We start from the raw sequence: 16,500 nt of genomic DNA, 5'->3' as shown, positions 1-16,500 counted from the left end.
AAGGGGACACCGCACCATGTCCGAAGTCAACAGCCCGCCGCGGCTCGGAGGGTGGACGCGCTTGGTCACCGCGCGGCCGCGTCTCTCGCTGCTGGCCGCGCTGGTCCTCACCGCACTCGCCGTGTTCGCCGGGAGCGGGGTCGCCGACCGGATGGGCAGCGGCGGATGGGCCGACCCGGCCGCCGAGTCGACCTATGCGACCGAGGCGCTGGAGCGGGAGTTCCCCGCCTCCCAGCCGAATCTGCTGCTGCTCGTGGACGGCGGGCGGGAGAGCGTGGACAGCCCGGCGGTCGCGGCCGAGGGGCGGCGGCTGACAGAGCGGCTGGCCGCCGAGAAGGACGTGACGGGAGTCGGGTCGTACTGGCAGACGCGCTCACCCGCGCTGCGGGCCGGCGACGGGCGGCAGGCGCTGATAGCGGCCCGGATCCAGGGCGACGAGAAGGCCGCCGCCGAGGTGCTGGAGCGGATCGCGCCGGACTACAGAGGCGCGCACGGGCCGGTCGAGGTCTCGCTCGGCGGCCCGGTGGCGGTGCAGCACGAGATGACGACGACCATCCAGGAAGACCTGCTGCGGGCCGAGATGATCGCTCTGCCGGTGACGCTGGTGCTGCTGATCATGGTCTTCGGCAGTGCGGTCGCGGCGCTGCTGCCGCTGGGGGTCGGCATCGTCGCCATCCTGGGGACGAACGCGGTGCTGCGCGGCATCACCGAGTTCGCCGACGTCTCGGTCTTCGCGCAGAACCTCACCACCGCTCTGGGCCTCGGACTCGCCATCGACTACGCCTTGTTCATCGTGCGCCGGTTCCGGGAGGAGCTGGCCTCGGGGTCCGAGGTGCGGGAGGCGGTGGGTGCCACCCTGCGCACCGCGGGGCGTACGGTCCTGTTCTCCGCGCTGACGGTGGCCGTCTCGCTGGCCGCGATGCTGGTCTTCCCGCAGTACTTCCTGCGCTCGTTCGCCTACGCCGGGATCGCGGTGGTGCTGCTGGCCGCGGCCGCCGCGCTGATTCTGCTTCCGGCCGCTCTGATGCTGCTGGGGCATCGGGTCAACGCGCTTGACCTGCGAGGGCTGTTCAGGCGGCGGAAGGAGGCCGCCGCACAGGCGGCGACCGCCGGGGCACCGGATTCCGATGAGACGGAGTCCGGTGCCGGGTGGGGCCGGATCGCCGGCCTGGTGATGCGCCGCGCGCCGCTGTTCGCCTTCGGCACCATTGCCGCGCTGCTCCTGCTCGGACTGCCCTTCCTGGGCGTGAAGTTCGGCACGCCGGACGACCGCCAGCTGCCGGCCACCGCGGAGTCCCATGTCGTCCAGCAGCAGATACGGGACGGCTTCCCCGGCAGTCCGGCCGGAGGCCTCGAGGTGTTCGCCGAGGACACCGCCGGGTCGCCGACCACGCCTGCCGCGTACGCCGACTACCGCGCTCGCATCGCCGCACTCCCGGGCGTCCTGCGGGTCGACGGGCCGATCACGGCGGACGGCTCCGCCTACTTCACGGTGCAGCCCAAGGGCGAGGCAGTGGGTGCGCAGGCGCAGCGGCTGGTGCATGAACTACGTGATGTACCGGCCCCGTTCGAGACGTCGGTCACCGGCCGGGCGGCGGTGCTGGAGGACTCCAAGTCCGCGATCGCGGACCGGCTGCCCATGGCGCTGGGAATCATCGCCGTGGTCACGCTGCTCCTGGTCTTCCTGCTCACGGGCAGCGTGCTGATCCCGATCCAGGCCGTCGTGCTCAACGCGCTGAGTCTGACGGCGATGTTCGGAGCGGTGGTCTGGGTCTTCCAGGACGGCAATCTCTCCGGACTGCTCGGCTTCACCTCCACCGGAGACATCGAAACGACCCTGCCCGTGCTGATGTTCTGCATCGCCTTCGGACTCTCGATGGACTACGGAGTCTTTCTGCTCTCCCGGATCAAGGAGGAGTACGACCGCACCCATGACCACGAGCACTCGGTGAGATTCGGCCTTCAGCGCACCGGCGGCCTGATAACCGCGGCGGCCGTGATCCTCGCGGTGGTGATGGTCGGCATCGGTACCTCACGGGTCACCAACACCAAGATGCTCGGCCTCGGCATCGCGCTGGCAGTCCTGATGGACGCGATGGTGGTCCGGAGTCTGCTGGTCCCGTCGGTGATGAAGCTGATGGGCGCCTCGACCTGGTGGGCACCCGGACCGCTGCGGCGGTTCCACCGGCGCTTCGGGCTGAGCGAGGGCGGCGAGACACCTGCCCAGCCGGCGGCGCAGCAGGCTCCGGCCCAGGAGCCGGATCGCGATCCCATGCCACCGCGGGACAAGGTCGGCGCCTGACGCGGCCTCCTCGGGTCCCGCACCCCTGGGGTGCGGGACCGGCAGGTCCGGATCAGGGTCAATCGTTGTTGCGGCCCCTGTTTCCAGGGCGGTTGGCCACCCAGACGCGGATCGTGTCCGCGTACCAGAAGGGCCTGCCTGCCTCGACATGGTCGGGCGGCGGGAGAAGACCGTGCTTCCGATAGGAGCGGACCGTGTCCGGCTGTACCCGGATGTGTGCGGCGATGTCCTTGTAGGACCAGAGTCTTCTGTCCGTCATCTGTGGCACCTCCCTGCGCGCGCGGCAGCGGCGGCCGGGGGGCCGTCGAGGGAGCCGCCGCGTCAACGCTGGCGATCACTGAGCCTGTGCCTCGTTGAACGACGGTGAGTGGAGGGAGAGATGGGGCTGTTGATCGGCTGTGACGGAAGACCCGCGTAATGGAGACATGCGTGACGAGCGGGCGACAACTGTGACAGAAGCGGCGTGACAGAAGTGGCGCGTGTGACTCAGGCGCCGCAAGAGCGCAGGAAGCCGCGCGTCCGCTGCGCGATCGGGAAGGGTTTGTCCGGCGGGCAGGGGTACATGTCCTGCTCGACGATGGCGAAGAGTTCGACGCCCAGCGCCTGGGCCGCCGCCAGTACGGGCTCCAGCGCGGGCACGCCGGCCGGCGGCTCGCACATCACACCGCGTCCGACCGCGGGCCCGAACGGCAGCTCGTCCGCGACGACTTCGGCGAGGATCGCCGGATCCACCTGCTTGAGGTGGAGATAGCCGATCCGCTCGCCGTAGGTCTCGATCAGCTTGACGCTGTCACCGCCGCAGTAGGCGTAGTGCCCGGTGTCCAGACAGAGCGAGACCAGGTCGGGATCGGTGGCGTCGAGGAAGCGGCTGACGTTCTCCTCGCTGTCGACATGGGTGTCCGCATGCGGATGCACGACGATCTTCAACCCGTAGCGCTCGCGCACCTCGCGGCCCAACCGCTCGGTCTGAGCGGTCAGATCGCGCCATTGCCCGGGAGTGAGCGTGCTGTCCTCCAGCACCTCGCCGGTCTTGTCGTCGCGCCAGAAGGAGGGGATGACGACCAGATGCTCCGCGCCCATGGCCTGGGTGAGCGCGGCGATGTCCGAGACGTGCGCCCAGGTCTTCTCCCAGACGGAGGGTCCGTGGTGCAGCCCGGTGAAGACCGTCCCGGCCGAGACCTTCAGCCCGCGCCGGCGCGTCTCCTCGGTGAGACGGGCGGGGTCGCTGGGGAGATAGCCGTACGGGCCGAGCTCGATCCACTCGTACCCGGCGTCGGCCACCTCGTCGAGGAAGCGCTGCCAGGGGACCTGCTGAGGATCGTCGGGAAACCACACGCCCCAGGAGTCGGGGGCCGAGCCGACCCGGATGCGGTTCAGGGAGGGGACGGAGGAGGTCATGCGGACGAGCTTTCCGGCCGTCGCGGAAGGGTGTCAAGCCTTCGTCCGAATGTAAGGACAAAATGTTGACAGGGCTCAGGAAGGAGCACTAGACCTGGGGACAGCCGGCGTCGAACCGAAGGGACGCGCATGCCTCAGCCGTACGACGTGATCACGATGGGCCGGATCGGGGTGGACCTGTATCCGTTGCGGACCGGGGTCCCGCTGGCGCAGGTCGACACGTTCGGGAAGTTCCTCGGCGGCTCGGCCACGAACGTCGCCGTCGGCGCGGCCCGGCTCGGCCGGCGCACGGCGGTCATCACCCGCACCGGCCAGGACGCCTTCGGGGACTATCTCCACCAGGCGCTCGGCGAGTTCGGCGTCGACGACCGCTGGGTGACGCCGGTGGCCGCGTATCCCACTCCCGTCACCTTCTGCGAGATCTTCCCGCCGGACGACTTTCCGCTCTACTTCTACCGGCAGCCCAAGGCGCCCGACCTGGAGATCCATCAGCACGAGCTGGACCTGGCGGCGATCCGCGAGGCGCGCGTTTTCTGGATGACCGGCACGGGTCTGTGCGCGGAGCCGAGCCGTACGGCGACGCTCGCCGCGCTCGCCCACCGGGACCGGTCCGGCACGACCGTCTTCGACCTCGACTGGCGGCCGATGTTCTGGACGGACCCGGACGAGGCGCGGCCGTACTACCGCGAGGCGCTGACGCACGCCACGGTCGCCGTCGGCAATCTCGAGGAGTGCGAGATCGCGACCGGTGAGCGTGAGCCGGAAGCCGCGGCCCGCGCGCTTCTCGCCGCCGGGGCCGAGCTCGCCGTCGTCAAGCAGGGCCCCAAGGGCGTGCTCGCCCTGCATCGTGACGGCAGCAGGGCCGAGGTCCCGCCGGTTCCGGTGGAGGTGGTCAACGGGCTGGGCGCGGGCGACGCGTTCGGCGGGGCGCTCTGCCACGGGCTGCTCGCCGGCTGGGAGTTGGAGCGCACCATGCGGTATGCCAACGCGGCCGGGGCCATCGTCGCCGCCCGCCTCGCCTGCTCCACCGCGATGCCGTACCCGTCCGAGGTCGACCAGGTCCTCTCCGGCGGCCCGGTCCCGCCGTCACCGACACCACCGCCGTCCGCGTTCGCACCTCCCGGGGACTCCTCGTGAGCCGCGTCGACATCGCCGAGCTGGTCGGGATCCGGACCCGGCACCCCGAGGCCGTCGCGGAGGCCGCCGCCCGGCGGCGCCGGAGGCCCCGGCTCATCGGCGAGAGCGGCCGGCTGATGATCATCGCCGCGGATCACCCGGCCCGCGGCGCGCTCGCCGTCGGCGACAGCCCGCTCGCCATGGCCAACCGCCTCGACCTGCTCGAACGGCTCTGCGTCGCGCTCTCCCGCCCCGGCGTCGACGGCGTACTCGCCACCGCCGACATCCTCGACGACCTGCTCCTGCTCGGCGCGCTCGAAGACAAGGTCGTCATGGGCTCCATGAACCGCGGCGGGCTCGCGGGCGCGACGTTCGAGCTCGACGACCGCTTCACCGGCCATCGCGCCCAGGACCTGGACCGGCTCGGCTTCGACGCGGGAAAGCTGCTGCTCCGGATCGACTACCAGGACCCGGGCTCGCTCGACACGCTGCACGCCACCGCCCGCGCCGTCGACGAGATGGCCGAGCGTCAGCTTCCCGTCTTCATCGAGCCGTTCATCTGTCACCGAATCGACGGACAGCTCCGCAACGATCTCAGCGCCGACGCAGTGACCCGGTCGATAGCGATCGCATCGGGCCTGGCCGGCACCTCCGCGTACACCTGGCTCAAGGTCCCCGTCACCGACGACCCCGACGACATGGCGTCGGTGATGGAGACCTCGACCCTTCCAGCGGTCCTCCTCGGAGGAGAGATCGGCGACGACCAGCACGGCGCCTACGAGAAATGGCGTGGTGCGCTGCAACTGCCCACCGTCCAAGGACTGGTGGTGGGACGCTCGCTGCTCTATCCGGTCGACGGCGACGTCTCCGGTGCGGTCGACACGGCCGTAGGACTGCTGTAGGGGGTACGGAGAGGTCATGAGCGACGACACGTTGCAGGAGCTGTACGTACCGGCGGGCAGTGCGGCCAGTGGGCCGTATGCCCTCCGGGTCGACCCCGAGCAGGCCGGCTGGGGGTACTCCGGCCTCCGCGTACTGGAGCTGGAGCCGGGCGGCACGCACACACTCGCCGCCGGGGACAGCGAGTGGATCGTGCTGCCGCTGGCCGGCGGCTGCACGGTGCACACGCAAGGCGAGTCTTTCGAACTGCAGGGCAGAAAGAGCGTGTTCGGCGGAGTGACGGACTTCGCCTATGTGCCGCGCGACGCCCATGCACAGATCGCCTCCGGCGCGGGAGGCCGCTTCGCCCTGGCAGGAGCGAAGTGCGAGCGCCGACTCCCCGCTCGCTACGGCCCCGCGCCGGAGGTACCGGTCGAGCTGCGCGGCTCAGGCAGCTGCTCCCGGCAGGTGAACAACTTCGCGGCGGCCGGCACCTTCGAGTGCGACCGGCTGATCGCGGTCGAGGTGCTGACGCCCGGCGGGAATTGGTCCTCGTACCCGCCGCACAAGCACGACGAGTACCGACCCGGCGTCGAGTCCGAACTCGAGGAGATCTACTACTTCGAGATCGACGGCGGCGGACTCGGCTACCACCGCGTCTCGCCGTCCCGTCCCGGCGGCGCGGACGTGCTCGCCGAGGTCCGCACCGGCGACGCCGTCCTCATCCCGGACGGCTGGCACGGCCCGTCCATCGCCTCGCCCGGCCGTGACATGTACTACCTCAATGTCATGGCGGGCCCGGGTGCGGACCGCGAGTGGCTGATCTGCGACCACCCGGACCACGGCTGGATCCGCGACACCTGGCCGGCCCAGCCCGTCGACCCGCGACTGCCCCTGTACGAGAGCGAGGGACGCCACCGATGAAGACGCGCCGACTCACCGTCGCCCAGGCCCTCGTCGCCTTCCTCGCCCACCAGTACACCGAGCGCGACGGCCGCCGCCACCGCCTGATCGACGCCACCTGGGGCATCTTCGGCCACGGCAATGTGGCCGGACTCGGCCAGGCACTGCTGGAAGCCGGCCCGGCCGCGCCTTCCGGAGGGACGTCGCCCCGACCCCCCATGCCGTACATCCAGGGCCGCAACGAACAGGCCATGGTGCATGCCGCTGTCGGCTACGCCCGCCAGTCCCGCCGGCTCTCCGCCCAGGCCGTCACCACCTCCATCGGCCCCGGCGCGACCAACCTCGTCACCGGCGCCGCGCTCGCCACCATCAACCGGCTGCCCGTGCTGCTGCTGCCCGGCGACGTGTTTGCGACCCGCCCCGCCGACCCTGTGCTCCAGCAGCTCGAAGTCCCGTACGCGGGCGATGTGTCGGTCAACGACGCGCTGCGCCCCGTCTCCCGCTACTTCGACCGCGTCACCCGGCCCGAGGCGCTGATCCCGGCGGCCCTGCAGGCGATGCGCACGCTCACCGACCCGGCAGACACCGGCGCGGTGACGCTGGCGCTGCCGCAGGACGTGCAGGCCGAGGCGTACGACTGGCCGGAGGAGTTCTTCGCCGGGCGGGTCTGGCAGGTGCGCCGGCCGCGGCCCGACCTGGACGCGGTCGCGGAAGCCGCCCGGGCCCTGGCCTCGTCCCGCCGCCCGCTGGTCGTCGTGGGCGGCGGCGTCCATCACAGCGAGGCCGAGGACGCACTGCGCGCGTTCGCGGACGCGACCGGTGTTCCGGTCGCCTCCACACAGGCGGGCAAGGGCTCCCTGCCGTACGACCACCCGTGCGACGTCGGCGGCATCGGCCACACCGGCACCGCGACCGCGGACGAGCTGGCCCGTACCGCGGACCTGGTGATCGGCATCGGCACCCGCTGGTCGGACTTCACCACCGCCTCGTTCACGCTGTTCCAGAACCCGGCCGTCCGGTTCCTGAACATCAACATCACCTCGTTCGACGCGCACAAGATGTCCGGCCTCAGCGTCGTCGCGGACGCCCGCGCCGCTCTCGAGGAGCTGACCGCGGCCCTCGGCCGGGGCTCCCGCGTCGAGCCCGCCTACGAGACGGAGTACGCCGACGACAAGGAGCGCTGGGAGCACCGCGTCGACGCCGCGTACGAGGCCGAGGACCCGGACATCCGGCCCACCCAGCCGCAGGTGCTCGGCGCGCTCGACAGCCTGGTCACCGAGGACGACATCGTGATCAACGCGGCGGGTTCCCTCCCCGGCGACCTGCACAAACTGTGGCGAGCACGGTCCGCCGACCAGTACCACGTCGAGTACGGCTACTCCTGCATGGGCTACGAGATCCCCGCGGCCATAGGCGTCTCGATGGCCGCGCCCGGCCGGCCCGTCTGGGCGCTCGTCGGCGACGGCACCTATCTCATGAATCCCACCGAGATCGTCACGGCCGTCCAGGAGAACATCCCCATCAAAGTGGTGATCCTGCAGAACCACGGGTACGCCTCCATCGGAGGCCTCTCCGAGTCGGTCGGCGGCGAGCGCTTCGGCACCGCCTACCGCCACCGCTCCCCGGACGGGACCTTCACCGGCCCGCCGCTCCCGGTCGACCTGGCTGCCAACGCCGCGTCGCTCGGGCTGCGCGTGATCCGCGCCAAGACGGTACGTGACCTGCGGGAAGCGCTCGCCGAGGCGCGTGAGGCGAACGTCCCCACAGGTGTCTACGTCGAGACCGAAACGGCAGACACTGTGTCGGGCGCGCCTCCCGCTCAGGCGTGGTGGGATGTTCCGGTGGCCGAGACCGCGACCCGACCGTCGGCGGTCAAGGCCCGGGAGGAGTACGACCGGCAGGCCGCAGCCCGACGCCGCCATCTGTGAAGGAGCTCGAAATGAAGACCGTCAACCACTGGATCGGTGGCAAGACCGTCGACGGCGCGTCCGGCAACTGGGGTCCGGTCACCGACCCGGCGACCGGCGCCGTCACCACGCAGGTGGCGCTGGCCTCGGCCGAAGAGGTCGACGCGGCCGTCACCGCGGCGAAGGACGCGTACGCCACCTGGGGCACGTCCTCGCTCGCCCAGCGCACCTCGATCCTCTTCCGCTACCGCGCGCTGCTGGACGCCCACCGTGACGACATCGCGGCGCTGATCACCGCCGAGCACGGCAAGGTGCACTCCGACGCGCTCGGCGAGGTCGCCCGCGGCCTGGAGATCGTCGAGCTGGCCTGCGGCATCACCACGCAGCTCAAGGGCGAACTGTCCACGCAGGTCTCCAACCGCGTCGACGTCTCCGCGATCCGCCAGTCGCTCGGCGTCGTCGCAGGCATCACGCCGTTCAACTTCCCGGCGATGGTGCCGATGTGGATGTTCCCGCTCGCCATCGCCTGCGGCAACACCTTCGTACTGAAGCCGAGCGAGAAGGACCCGTCGGCCTCGATTCTCCTCGCGGAACTGGCCGCGGAGGCCGGGCTGCCCGACGGTGTGCTCAATGTCGTCCACGGCGACAAGGTCGCGGTCGACGCCCTGCTCACGCACCCGGACGTGACCGCGGTCTCCTTCGTCGGCTCGACGCCGATCGCGAAGTACATCCACGCCACCGCCTCGGCGAACGGCAAGCGGGTCCAGGCGCTCGGCGGCGCGAAGAACCACATGCTGGTCCTGCCCGACGCGGACCTGGACGCGGCGGCCGACGCGGCGGTCTCGGCGGCGTACGGCTCCGCGGGCGAGCGCTGCATGGCGATCTCCGCGGTCGTCGCGGTCAGCTCCATCGCGGACGAACTGGTGCAGAAGATCCGCGAACGCGCCGAGAAGATCAAGATCGGCCCGGGCAACGACCCGGAGTCCGAGATGGGCCCGCTGATCACCAAGGTGCACCGCGACAAGGTCGCCTCGTACGTCACGGGCGCCGCGGCCCAGGGCGCGGAGGTCGTGCTCGACGGCACCGGCTACACGGTCGACGGCTTCGAGGACGGCCACTGGATCGGCCTGTCGCTGCTCGACAAGGTCTCCACGGACTCCGACGCGTACCGCGACGAGATCTTCGGTCCGGTGCTGTGCGTGCTGCGGACGGAGACGTACGAGGACGGCGTGGCGCTCATCAACGCCTCACCGTTCGGCAACGGCACGGCCATCTTCACCCGCGACGGCGGCGCGGCCCGCCGCTTCCAGCTGGAGATCGAGGCGGGCATGGTCGGCGTGAACGTGCCGATCCCGGTCCCCGTGGGCTACCACTCCTTCGGCGGCTGGAAGGACTCGCTCTTCGGCGACCACCACATCTACGGCAACGACGGAGTGCACTTCTACACCCGCGGCAAGGTCGTCACCACCCGCTGGCCGGACCCGTCGGAGGCCCCGGCGGGCGTCGACCTGGGCTTCCCGCGCCACGACTGAGCACGCCCGCAGCGTAATTCGGTGGTCCGGCCGCACCGGCCGGACCACCCTGGGCTCATGAACGAACCATCACGTCGGCTCACGGACGAGCCGGCACGCCGCATCCGCGCACTCCACACGGCGGACACGATCACCGTGTACCAGGCCTACGCCCCGCGCATCGGCCTGCCCGCAGCCCGCGACGGCCGCTTTCCCGCCGAGTGGAAGCGGGACCGCATGACGTGGATCAAGCCGTCGTTCCTGTGGATGATGTACCGCTGCGGCTGGGGCCTGAAGGAGGACCAGGAGACGGTCCTCGCCGTCGAGATCACCCGCGAAGGATTCGACTGGGCTCTGCGGAACGCCTGCCTCTCGCACTACGACAGCGATGTGCACACCGATCAGGCGGACTGGAAGCGGCAGTTGAGAAGCTCGCCCGCCCGGGTCCAGTGGGATCCCGAGCGCGATCTGCGGCTCAACCCCCTGCCGTACCGCTCGCTGCAGCTCGGCCTCGGCGGTGAGGCCCCGCGGCTGTACGCGGACGAGTGGACCGTGTCGATCAGCGATGTGACGCCGCTCGCGCACCGGATCCACGCCCTCGTGCGGGACGGTGACCTGGATGCCGCGGACAGACTGCTGCCCGAGGAGCGTCCGTACCCCGCAGGGCAGGACCTCCTCGGGCAGCTGACCGGCTAGAACAGCGAGTACAGCAGCTTGTTCGGGGAGCCGGAGATGGGGTTCTGGACCTTGCCGTTCGTGGCGTTGTTGACGAGGGCGTCCCGGACCTGGGCCGGGGTGGCCGTCGTGTGGGTCGCCAGGTACAGCGCCGCGACGCCCGCCGTGTGAGGCGTGGCCATCGACGTGCCCGAGATCGTGTTCGTGGCCGTGTCGTTCGTCCGCCACGCCGAGGTGATGTTGACGCCCGGAGCGAACAGGTCGAGGCACGTGCCGTAGTTGGAGAACGACGCCCGGCGGTCCGTGATGTCCGTCGCGCCGACCGTGATCGCCTCGGGGACACGGGCGGGGGAGACCCCGCACGCGTTGACCGGCATGCCCAGGAAGTTGCCGTTGCCCGCGGCGATCGCATAGCTGACGCCCGACGCGATCGACTTCTTCACGGCGTTGTCCAGCGAGGTGCTCGCGCTGCCGCCCAGGCTCATGTTCGCCACGGCCGGCTTCTTCGCGTTCGCGGTCACCCAGTCGACGCCCGCGATGACACCGGCCGTTGTGCCGGAGCCATTGCAGTCCAGGACGCGTACGGCAATGAGCTTGACGCTCTTGGCGACGCCGTACGTCTTGCCGCCGACCGTGCCGGCCACATGCGTGCCGTGACCCTGGCAGTCCTGACCGTTCTGGCCGCCGCCCACCGTGTCCGTGCCGACGCTCGCGCGGCCGCCGAACTCGCTGTGGGACGTGCGGATTCCGGTGTCGATGATGTACGCGTTCACATTCGACGCGGACGTGTTGTATGTGTACGTCTTGGACAGCGGCAGATTCCGCTGGTCGACGCGGTCGATGCCCCATGTCGCATTGGGCTGTGTGTCGTTGAGGCGGACGATCTCGTTCTGCTCGACATACGCCACGCGCGGATCCGCGGCGAGCTTCGCCGCCTTCGCGTCGGACATCGTCGCGGAGAAGCCCTTGAGCACATTGCGGTAGGTGTGTTTCGACGTGACCCCGAAATCGGCGGCGCGCGTCGAGCCGTCCCTCAGGACGACAATCCAGCTGTTCTGTACGGCGGTTGCAGTGGGAGCGAGACGAAGATCGCCGACGGGCGCGCTCTGCGCGGTGGGGGAGGCGGCGAACTGGAGACCGGCGGCAAGGGCGACTGTGGGTATCAGCGCCCCGTAGCGTCGGGCAGTGGCTCTCATCTCGTGCACCTACCTTTCGTTGACCGTTCACGGGCAAGTACGGGTGTGCATGGTGCCAGCCGTTGCATATGCGCTGACCAGCGTCTCGTGACGTGACGTGCGACACAAGACAGCATCGCCATCTGCTGCATGACGGATCCACACATTGTGAACACTCATCAAGCCGAAGTCCGGGGCGGATACGGGGGCCGCCACCGCGCCGGCAGCCCGTCCCGCTGCGACTTCCTCAACAGCCCTGCCGGCGCTCCGTTCCTGGCTGCAGCCCCCATCGATATGACCGATTCCGTGCTCGGCATCGACTGCGGCAACGGATGCCTCACCCCTCTCGCGCCCCGCCGCGCCGGGCACGCACGCGGCTTCCGCGCGGCGTCGACCTCGCTTGGCCGATGGTCACGCGAACCCGCGCGGGCGCCGACGAAGAAGGCATGGCGAACTGTGATCCCATCCAGGCCGCAGCCCAGGCGCACCCCTTAGGTGGGGCCGAGTCCGACGTTGCCGTCAGCCGCTACGGGATCTTGTTCTTCACAAACTCCGTTGCCGTCTTGGCCAACTTCGGCCGGGCGCCGCGGCCCGGCGGACGGCTCGTCTTCCTCTGTCCTGGGGCTTTTGAGCGGATGGACCAGTTCGCGATCTTCAGGGCCGCCGACGAGACGTGACGCTGCCGGACCTCTCGGAGGACGACGGACCGGCGCCGCCGCACGTCGCCGACCCGGCGCGTATGCGGCACATAAAGGACGAGGGGCGGTGCATACCGCATCTGGTGTACGGCGACGGCACTGCCTACTACTCGAGGAGGCTCTTCAGTTCCGCCTGGCGGCAGCCGAGAGAGCAGAGGCATCCGCTTAGGGTTTCAATCATGCAGATCCGAATCCCCCGGCCACGCGGCCGATGGCTCGCAGGCGTCGCCGCCGTCGCCGTTCTCGCCGGCGCGGGCACCTGGACCGCGGTCGCCGACGACGGCGCACCGACCGTGCACCGCGAGGACCGGGTGCAGGAGATGCCCGGGGCGAAGATCGACACCTCTTACTTCACCGCAGGCGGCACCGCCCGGCGCCCGGCCGTGCTCCTCGGGCACGGCTTCGGCGGCAGCAAGGACGACGTCCGCGAACAGGCCGAGAAGCTGGCCCGCGACGGATACGCCGTGCTGACCTGGTCCGCCCGCGGTTTCGGCGCGTCCACCGGACAGATCGGACTCAACGACCCCGACTTCGAGGTCAAGGACGTCTCGCGGCTGCTCGACTGGCTGGCGAAACGTCCCGACGTGCAGCTGGACAAGGACGGGGACCCGCGCGTCGGCGTCGCCGGCGCCTCCTACGGCGGGGCCATCTCACTGCTCGCCGCCGGATACGACCAGCGCGTGGACGCCATTGCTCCCGCCATCACCTACTGGAACCTCTCCGACGCGCTCTTCCCGGACGGCGTCTTCAAGAAGCTCTGGGCCGGGATCTTCTTCTCCACCGGCTCGGCGGGCGCGCCGGGCATCGCCGGTGACCAGCCCGCCGGCCGGCCGGCCGACGCACCCGCCGGAGACCAGCCGGCGGGCGGCACCGGGACGGACGGCGCCGGGACGGACGGCGCGCCAGGCACCAGCACGTCCGCGGGGCCCGCCAACCCCGGCAGCTGCGGCCGCTTCCAGCCCGCGCTGTGTGCCATGTACGAACGCGTCGCGGTCGCCGGAAAGCCCGACGCTCAGGCCCGCGCGCTCCTCGAACGCCGGAGCCCTTCCGCCGTCGGCGACCGCATCAAGGTGCCCACGCTGATGGTGCAGGGCCAGTCCGACTCGCTCTTCCCGCTCGCGCACGCCGACGCCATGGCCAAGAAGATCAGCGCCAACGGCGCGCCCGTCTCCGTCGACTGGATCGCCGGCGGCCACGACGGCGGCGACCGCGAGGGCGACCGCATCGAGAGCCGTGTCACCTCCTGGTTCGACCGCTATCTCAAGCAGGACAAGGGCGCCGACACCGGACCTGCCTTCCGCGTCAGCCGGACCGGCGGCGTCGACTCCACCGACGGCGAGGCACTGCTGCGAGGCGCGACCGGCGATCGCTACCCCGGTCTCACCAGCGGCGCCCAGCCCATCGCGCTCACCGGCCGCGAACAGAGCTTCGCCAACCCGGCAGGCGCCAGCCCGCCCGCCATCTCCGCCGTCCCCGGCCTCGGCGGCGGCCTGAGCCAGCTCTCCTCTCTCGGCCTCGGCCTCTCCCTCGACTTCCCTGGCCAGTTCGCACGCTTCGAGTCCCAGCCGCTCCAGCAGTCGCTGCGGATCACCGGCTCGCCGACCGTCCGCGTCAAGGTCAGCTCCTCCAGCGGCGAAGCGGTCCTGTTCGGCAAGGTGTACGACGTCGGCCCCGACGGCCGCGAACAGGTGCTGCCCGCCCAACTCGTCGCACCCGTCCACATCGAGGACGCCGAGCAGGGCAAGGACGTCGCGCTCACCCTTCCCTCCGTCGACCACGAGGTCGACGCCGGTCACCGGCTGCGGCTGGTGCTCTCCGCGACCGACCTCGGCTACGCGTCCCCGGCCGCGCCCGCCACGTACACCGTCGCGCTCGCCGACGGAGGCACGCTCGCCGTCCCGACCGCGCCCGCCGTGGAGACCCAGGCCACAGGGCTGCCCTGGTGGACCTGGGGGCTCCCGGCCGCGGGCGCGCTCGTGGCGGCGGCCCTGCTATTCACCGCCCGCCGCCGGACACTCGCACCGGCACCCGACCCGGAACTCGCCGAAGTGCCGCTGGAGATCACCGGGTTGACCAAGCGGTACTCCAAGTCGTCCGACCGGTACGCCGTACGGGAACTCTCCTTCCGTGTCGAAAAGGGCCAGCTCCTCGGCCTCCTCGGCCCCAACGGTGCGGGCAAGACCACCACCCTGCGCATGCTGATGGGCCTCATCAGGCCCGACGACGGCGAGATCCGTGTCTTCGGCCACGCCATCCGGCCCGGCGCGCCCGTACTCTCCCGGGTCGGCGCGTTCGTCGAGGGCGCGGGCTTCCTGCCGCACCTTTCGGGCCGCGACAACCTGGAGCTGTACTGGCGGGCCACCGGCCGCCCCGCGAGCGACGCGCACATCGAGGAGGCCCTGGAGATCGCCGGCCTCGGCGACGCCCTCGCCCGCGCCGTACGCACCTACTCGCAGGGCATGCGGCAGCGGCTCGCCATCGCCCAGGCCATGCTCGGCATGCCGGATCTCCTGATCCTCGACGAACCGACCAACGGACTCGACCCGCCGCAGATCCGCGAAATGCGGGACGTGATGATCCGGTACGCCGCCGCAGGCCGGACCGTGATCGTCTCCAGCCACCTCCTTTCCGAGGTCGAGCAGTCCTGCACCCATCTCGTCGTCATGGACCGCGGTCGGCTGGTGCAGGCAGGACCGGTCGCGGAGATCACCGGCGAGAGCGACACCCTGCTCGTCACGACCGCCGCCGAAGTCGCCGATCCGGTGGTCGAGAAGATCGGCGCGCTGCCCGGCATCGGCTCGGCCGTACGCGTCGACGAGGGCCTGCTCGTACGCCTCGACGGGGCCACCCCCACCGGCATGATCAGCGAACTCGTCCGGCTGGACGTGCCGTTGACCGGCGTCGGACCGCACCGCCGCCTGGAGGATGCCTTCCTCACCCTGATCGGAGGAAACGCATGAGCACGCTCGTCGACTCGGCACCCGGCTACCGGCCACGCCGCACACTGCCGCTGCGAGTGGAGGCCGTACGGCAGCTGAAGCGCAGGCGGACGCTGGTGATGGCCGGCGTGCTGACGGCGCTGCCGTTCGTGCTGCTCATCGCCTTCGCCATCGCCGGGTCACCGGAGGCCGGCGAGAACGGCCGGATCACCCTGATGGACACGGCCACCGCGTCGGGCGCCAACTTCGCCGCCACCTGCCTGTTCGTCTCGGCGGGCTTCCTGCTCGTGGTGCCGGTGGCGCTGTTCTGCGGGGACACCGTGGCCTCGGAGGCGAGCTGGTCCTCCCTTCGCTATCTGCTCGCCGCCCCCGTCCCGCGCTCCCGGCTGCTGTGGTCCAAGCTCGCGGTGGCGCTCGGCTTCAGCGCGGCGGCGATGGTGCTGCTGCCGCTCGTCGCCCTGACGGTGGGCTCGATCGCCTACGGCTGGGGGCCGCTGGAGCTGCCCACGGGAGGTTCCCTCGCCGCGGGCGACACCGTGCCGCGTATTGCTCTGGTCGTGGGCTTCATCTTTGTCTCCCAACTGGTCACCGCCGGGCTTGCGTTCTGGCTGTCCACCAAGACCGACGCACCTCTGGGCGCGGTCGGCGGAGCGGTCGGACTGACGATCGTCGGCAATGTGCTGGACGCGGTCACCGCGCTCGGCTCCTGGCGCGATGTGCTGCCCGCGCACTGGCAGTTCGCCTGGATCGACGCACTCCAGCCGCAGCTGGAGTGGAACGGCATGGTCAAGGGCGCCGCGGTGTCGGTGACGTACGCCCTGGTCCTGTTCGCACTGGCCTTCCGGAACTTCTCCCGCAAGGACATCGTGTCCTAGGGCCAGATCCAGACGACAGGCCCTAGATGTATTGATCACGAGCGTTGTTGACAGTTGTGGGTCTTGAACATGGCGAAGACCTCCGATGTGGTGGAGCTGTCTAGGAACACACCGCACGGAGG

At 70.6% G+C, this 16,500-nt stretch carries 13 protein-coding genes; 10 read left to right on the top strand and 3 right to left on the bottom strand.

Going from position 1 to position 16,500, the window contains the following annotated elements:
* Positions 1 to 16: 16 nt before the first annotated feature.
* Complete coding sequence (locus tag ACH4YL_RS37990; RefSeq protein ID WP_398512098.1) at positions 17 to 2,302, top strand: MMPL family transporter; 2,286 nt, start codon at positions 17 to 19, stop codon at positions 2,300 to 2,302.
* Positions 2,303 to 2,360: 58 nt separating this feature from the next.
* Here ACH4YL_RS37990 and ACH4YL_RS37985 read toward each other — a convergent pair whose 3' ends face one another.
* Together ACH4YL_RS37985 and ACH4YL_RS37980 are read right to left on the bottom strand one after the other, a co-directional pair.
* Entirely contained in the window at positions 2,361 to 2,561 is a 201-nt protein-coding gene (locus ACH4YL_RS37985) for a helix-turn-helix transcriptional regulator (protein WP_398512097.1), read from the bottom strand.
* 227 nt (positions 2,562 to 2,788) lie between these two features.
* Entirely contained in the window at positions 2,789 to 3,700 is a 912-nt protein-coding gene (locus ACH4YL_RS37980) for a sugar phosphate isomerase/epimerase family protein (protein WP_398512096.1), read from the bottom strand.
* Positions 3,701 to 3,829: 129 nt separating this feature from the next.
* Here ACH4YL_RS37980 and iolC point away from each other — a divergent pair, with 129 nt between their 5' ends.
* Genes iolC through ACH4YL_RS37950 form a run of 6 tightly spaced genes read left to right on the top strand, consistent with a single transcriptional unit; the run spans position 3,830 to position 10,712 of the window.
* Complete coding sequence (iolC, locus tag ACH4YL_RS37975) at positions 3,830 to 4,837, top strand: 5-dehydro-2-deoxygluconokinase (RefSeq protein ID WP_398512095.1); 1,008 nt, start codon at positions 3,830 to 3,832, stop codon at positions 4,835 to 4,837.
* Positions 4,834 to 5,718: a deoxyribose-phosphate aldolase gene (locus ACH4YL_RS37970; protein WP_398512094.1), complete on the top strand. Its 885-nt coding sequence runs from the start codon at positions 4,834 to 4,836 to the stop codon at positions 5,716 to 5,718. The genes iolC and ACH4YL_RS37970 overlap by 4 nt, the downstream gene beginning before the upstream one ends.
* A 16-nt stretch (positions 5,719 to 5,734) precedes the next feature.
* On the top strand, positions 5,735 to 6,619 hold the full coding sequence (gene iolB, locus ACH4YL_RS37965; protein ID WP_398512093.1) for a 5-deoxy-glucuronate isomerase: 885 nt from the start codon (positions 5,735 to 5,737) through the stop codon (positions 6,617 to 6,619).
* Entirely contained in the window at positions 6,616 to 8,526 is a 1,911-nt protein-coding gene (gene iolD / locus ACH4YL_RS37960) for a 3D-(3,5/4)-trihydroxycyclohexane-1,2-dione acylhydrolase (decyclizing) (protein WP_398512092.1), read from the top strand. The genes iolB and iolD overlap by 4 nt, the downstream gene beginning before the upstream one ends.
* 11 nt (positions 8,527 to 8,537) lie before the next feature.
* Positions 8,538 to 10,037, top strand: coding sequence for a CoA-acylating methylmalonate-semialdehyde dehydrogenase (locus ACH4YL_RS37955; protein ID WP_398512091.1), 1,500 nt, complete (start codon positions 8,538 to 8,540; stop codon positions 10,035 to 10,037).
* A 57-nt stretch (positions 10,038 to 10,094) separates the two neighbouring features.
* On the top strand, positions 10,095 to 10,712 hold the full coding sequence (locus ACH4YL_RS37950; RefSeq protein WP_398512090.1) for a DUF4291 domain-containing protein: 618 nt from the start codon (positions 10,095 to 10,097) through the stop codon (positions 10,710 to 10,712).
* On the opposite strand, the gene ACH4YL_RS37945 is transcribed toward ACH4YL_RS37950, so the two are convergent.
* On the bottom strand, positions 10,709 to 11,896 hold the full coding sequence (locus tag ACH4YL_RS37945; RefSeq protein ID WP_398512089.1) for a S8 family serine peptidase: 1,188 nt from the start codon (positions 11,894 to 11,896) through the stop codon (positions 10,709 to 10,711). The two genes, ACH4YL_RS37950 and ACH4YL_RS37945, sit on opposite strands and share 4 nt — an antisense overlap.
* Positions 11,897 to 12,198: 302 nt before the next feature.
* Here ACH4YL_RS37945 and ACH4YL_RS37940 point away from each other — a divergent pair, with 302 nt between their 5' ends.
* The 3 genes from ACH4YL_RS37940 (at position 12,199) to ACH4YL_RS37930 (ending at position 16,378) form a co-directional block, all read left to right on the top strand.
* Complete coding sequence (locus ACH4YL_RS37940) at positions 12,199 to 12,543, top strand: class I SAM-dependent methyltransferase (RefSeq protein ID WP_398512088.1); 345 nt, start codon at positions 12,199 to 12,201, stop codon at positions 12,541 to 12,543.
* 200 nt (positions 12,544 to 12,743) lie between these two features.
* On the top strand, positions 12,744 to 15,524 hold the full coding sequence (locus ACH4YL_RS37935; protein WP_398512087.1) for an alpha/beta fold hydrolase: 2,781 nt from the start codon (positions 12,744 to 12,746) through the stop codon (positions 15,522 to 15,524).
* Positions 15,521 to 16,378 (top strand): ABC transporter permease, encoded by an 858-nt coding sequence (locus ACH4YL_RS37930; protein ID WP_398512086.1) that lies wholly within the window; start codon positions 15,521 to 15,523, stop codon positions 16,376 to 16,378. Before ACH4YL_RS37935 ends, ACH4YL_RS37930 begins: the two co-directional genes overlap by 4 nt.
* Positions 16,379 to 16,500 lie beyond the last annotated feature (122 nt).

Source organism: Streptomyces sp. NPDC020681, assembly GCF_044334895.1.
In the GTDB taxonomy this organism is placed as follows: domain Bacteria; phylum Actinomycetota; class Actinomycetes; order Streptomycetales; family Streptomycetaceae; genus Streptomyces.
This window is presented reverse-complemented; position numbering and strand designations above follow the sequence as displayed.

Coding starts and splice junctions, on each gene's coding strand:
- ACH4YL_RS37990 (WP_398512098.1), top strand. CDS start 17: ATGTCCGAAGTCAACAGCCCGCCGCGGCTCGGAGGGTGGACGCGCTTG.
- ACH4YL_RS37985 (WP_398512097.1), bottom strand. CDS start 2,561: ATGACGGACAGAAGACTCTGGTCCTACAAGGACATCGCCGCACACATC.
- ACH4YL_RS37980 (WP_398512096.1), bottom strand. CDS start 3,700: ATGACCTCCTCCGTCCCCTCCCTGAACCGCATCCGGGTCGGCTCGGCC.
- iolC (WP_398512095.1), top strand. CDS start 3,830: ATGCCTCAGCCGTACGACGTGATCACGATGGGCCGGATCGGGGTGGAC.
- iolB (WP_398512093.1), top strand. CDS start 5,735: ATGAGCGACGACACGTTGCAGGAGCTGTACGTACCGGCGGGCAGTGCG.
- iolD (WP_398512092.1), top strand. CDS start 6,616: ATGAAGACGCGCCGACTCACCGTCGCCCAGGCCCTCGTCGCCTTCCTC.
- ACH4YL_RS37955 (WP_398512091.1), top strand. CDS start 8,538: ATGAAGACCGTCAACCACTGGATCGGTGGCAAGACCGTCGACGGCGCG.
- ACH4YL_RS37950 (WP_398512090.1), top strand. CDS start 10,095: ATGAACGAACCATCACGTCGGCTCACGGACGAGCCGGCACGCCGCATC.
- ACH4YL_RS37940 (WP_398512088.1), top strand. CDS start 12,199: ATGCCTCACCCCTCTCGCGCCCCGCCGCGCCGGGCACGCACGCGGCTT.
- ACH4YL_RS37935 (WP_398512087.1), top strand. CDS start 12,744: ATGCAGATCCGAATCCCCCGGCCACGCGGCCGATGGCTCGCAGGCGTC.
- ACH4YL_RS37930 (WP_398512086.1), top strand. CDS start 15,521: ATGAGCACGCTCGTCGACTCGGCACCCGGCTACCGGCCACGCCGCACA.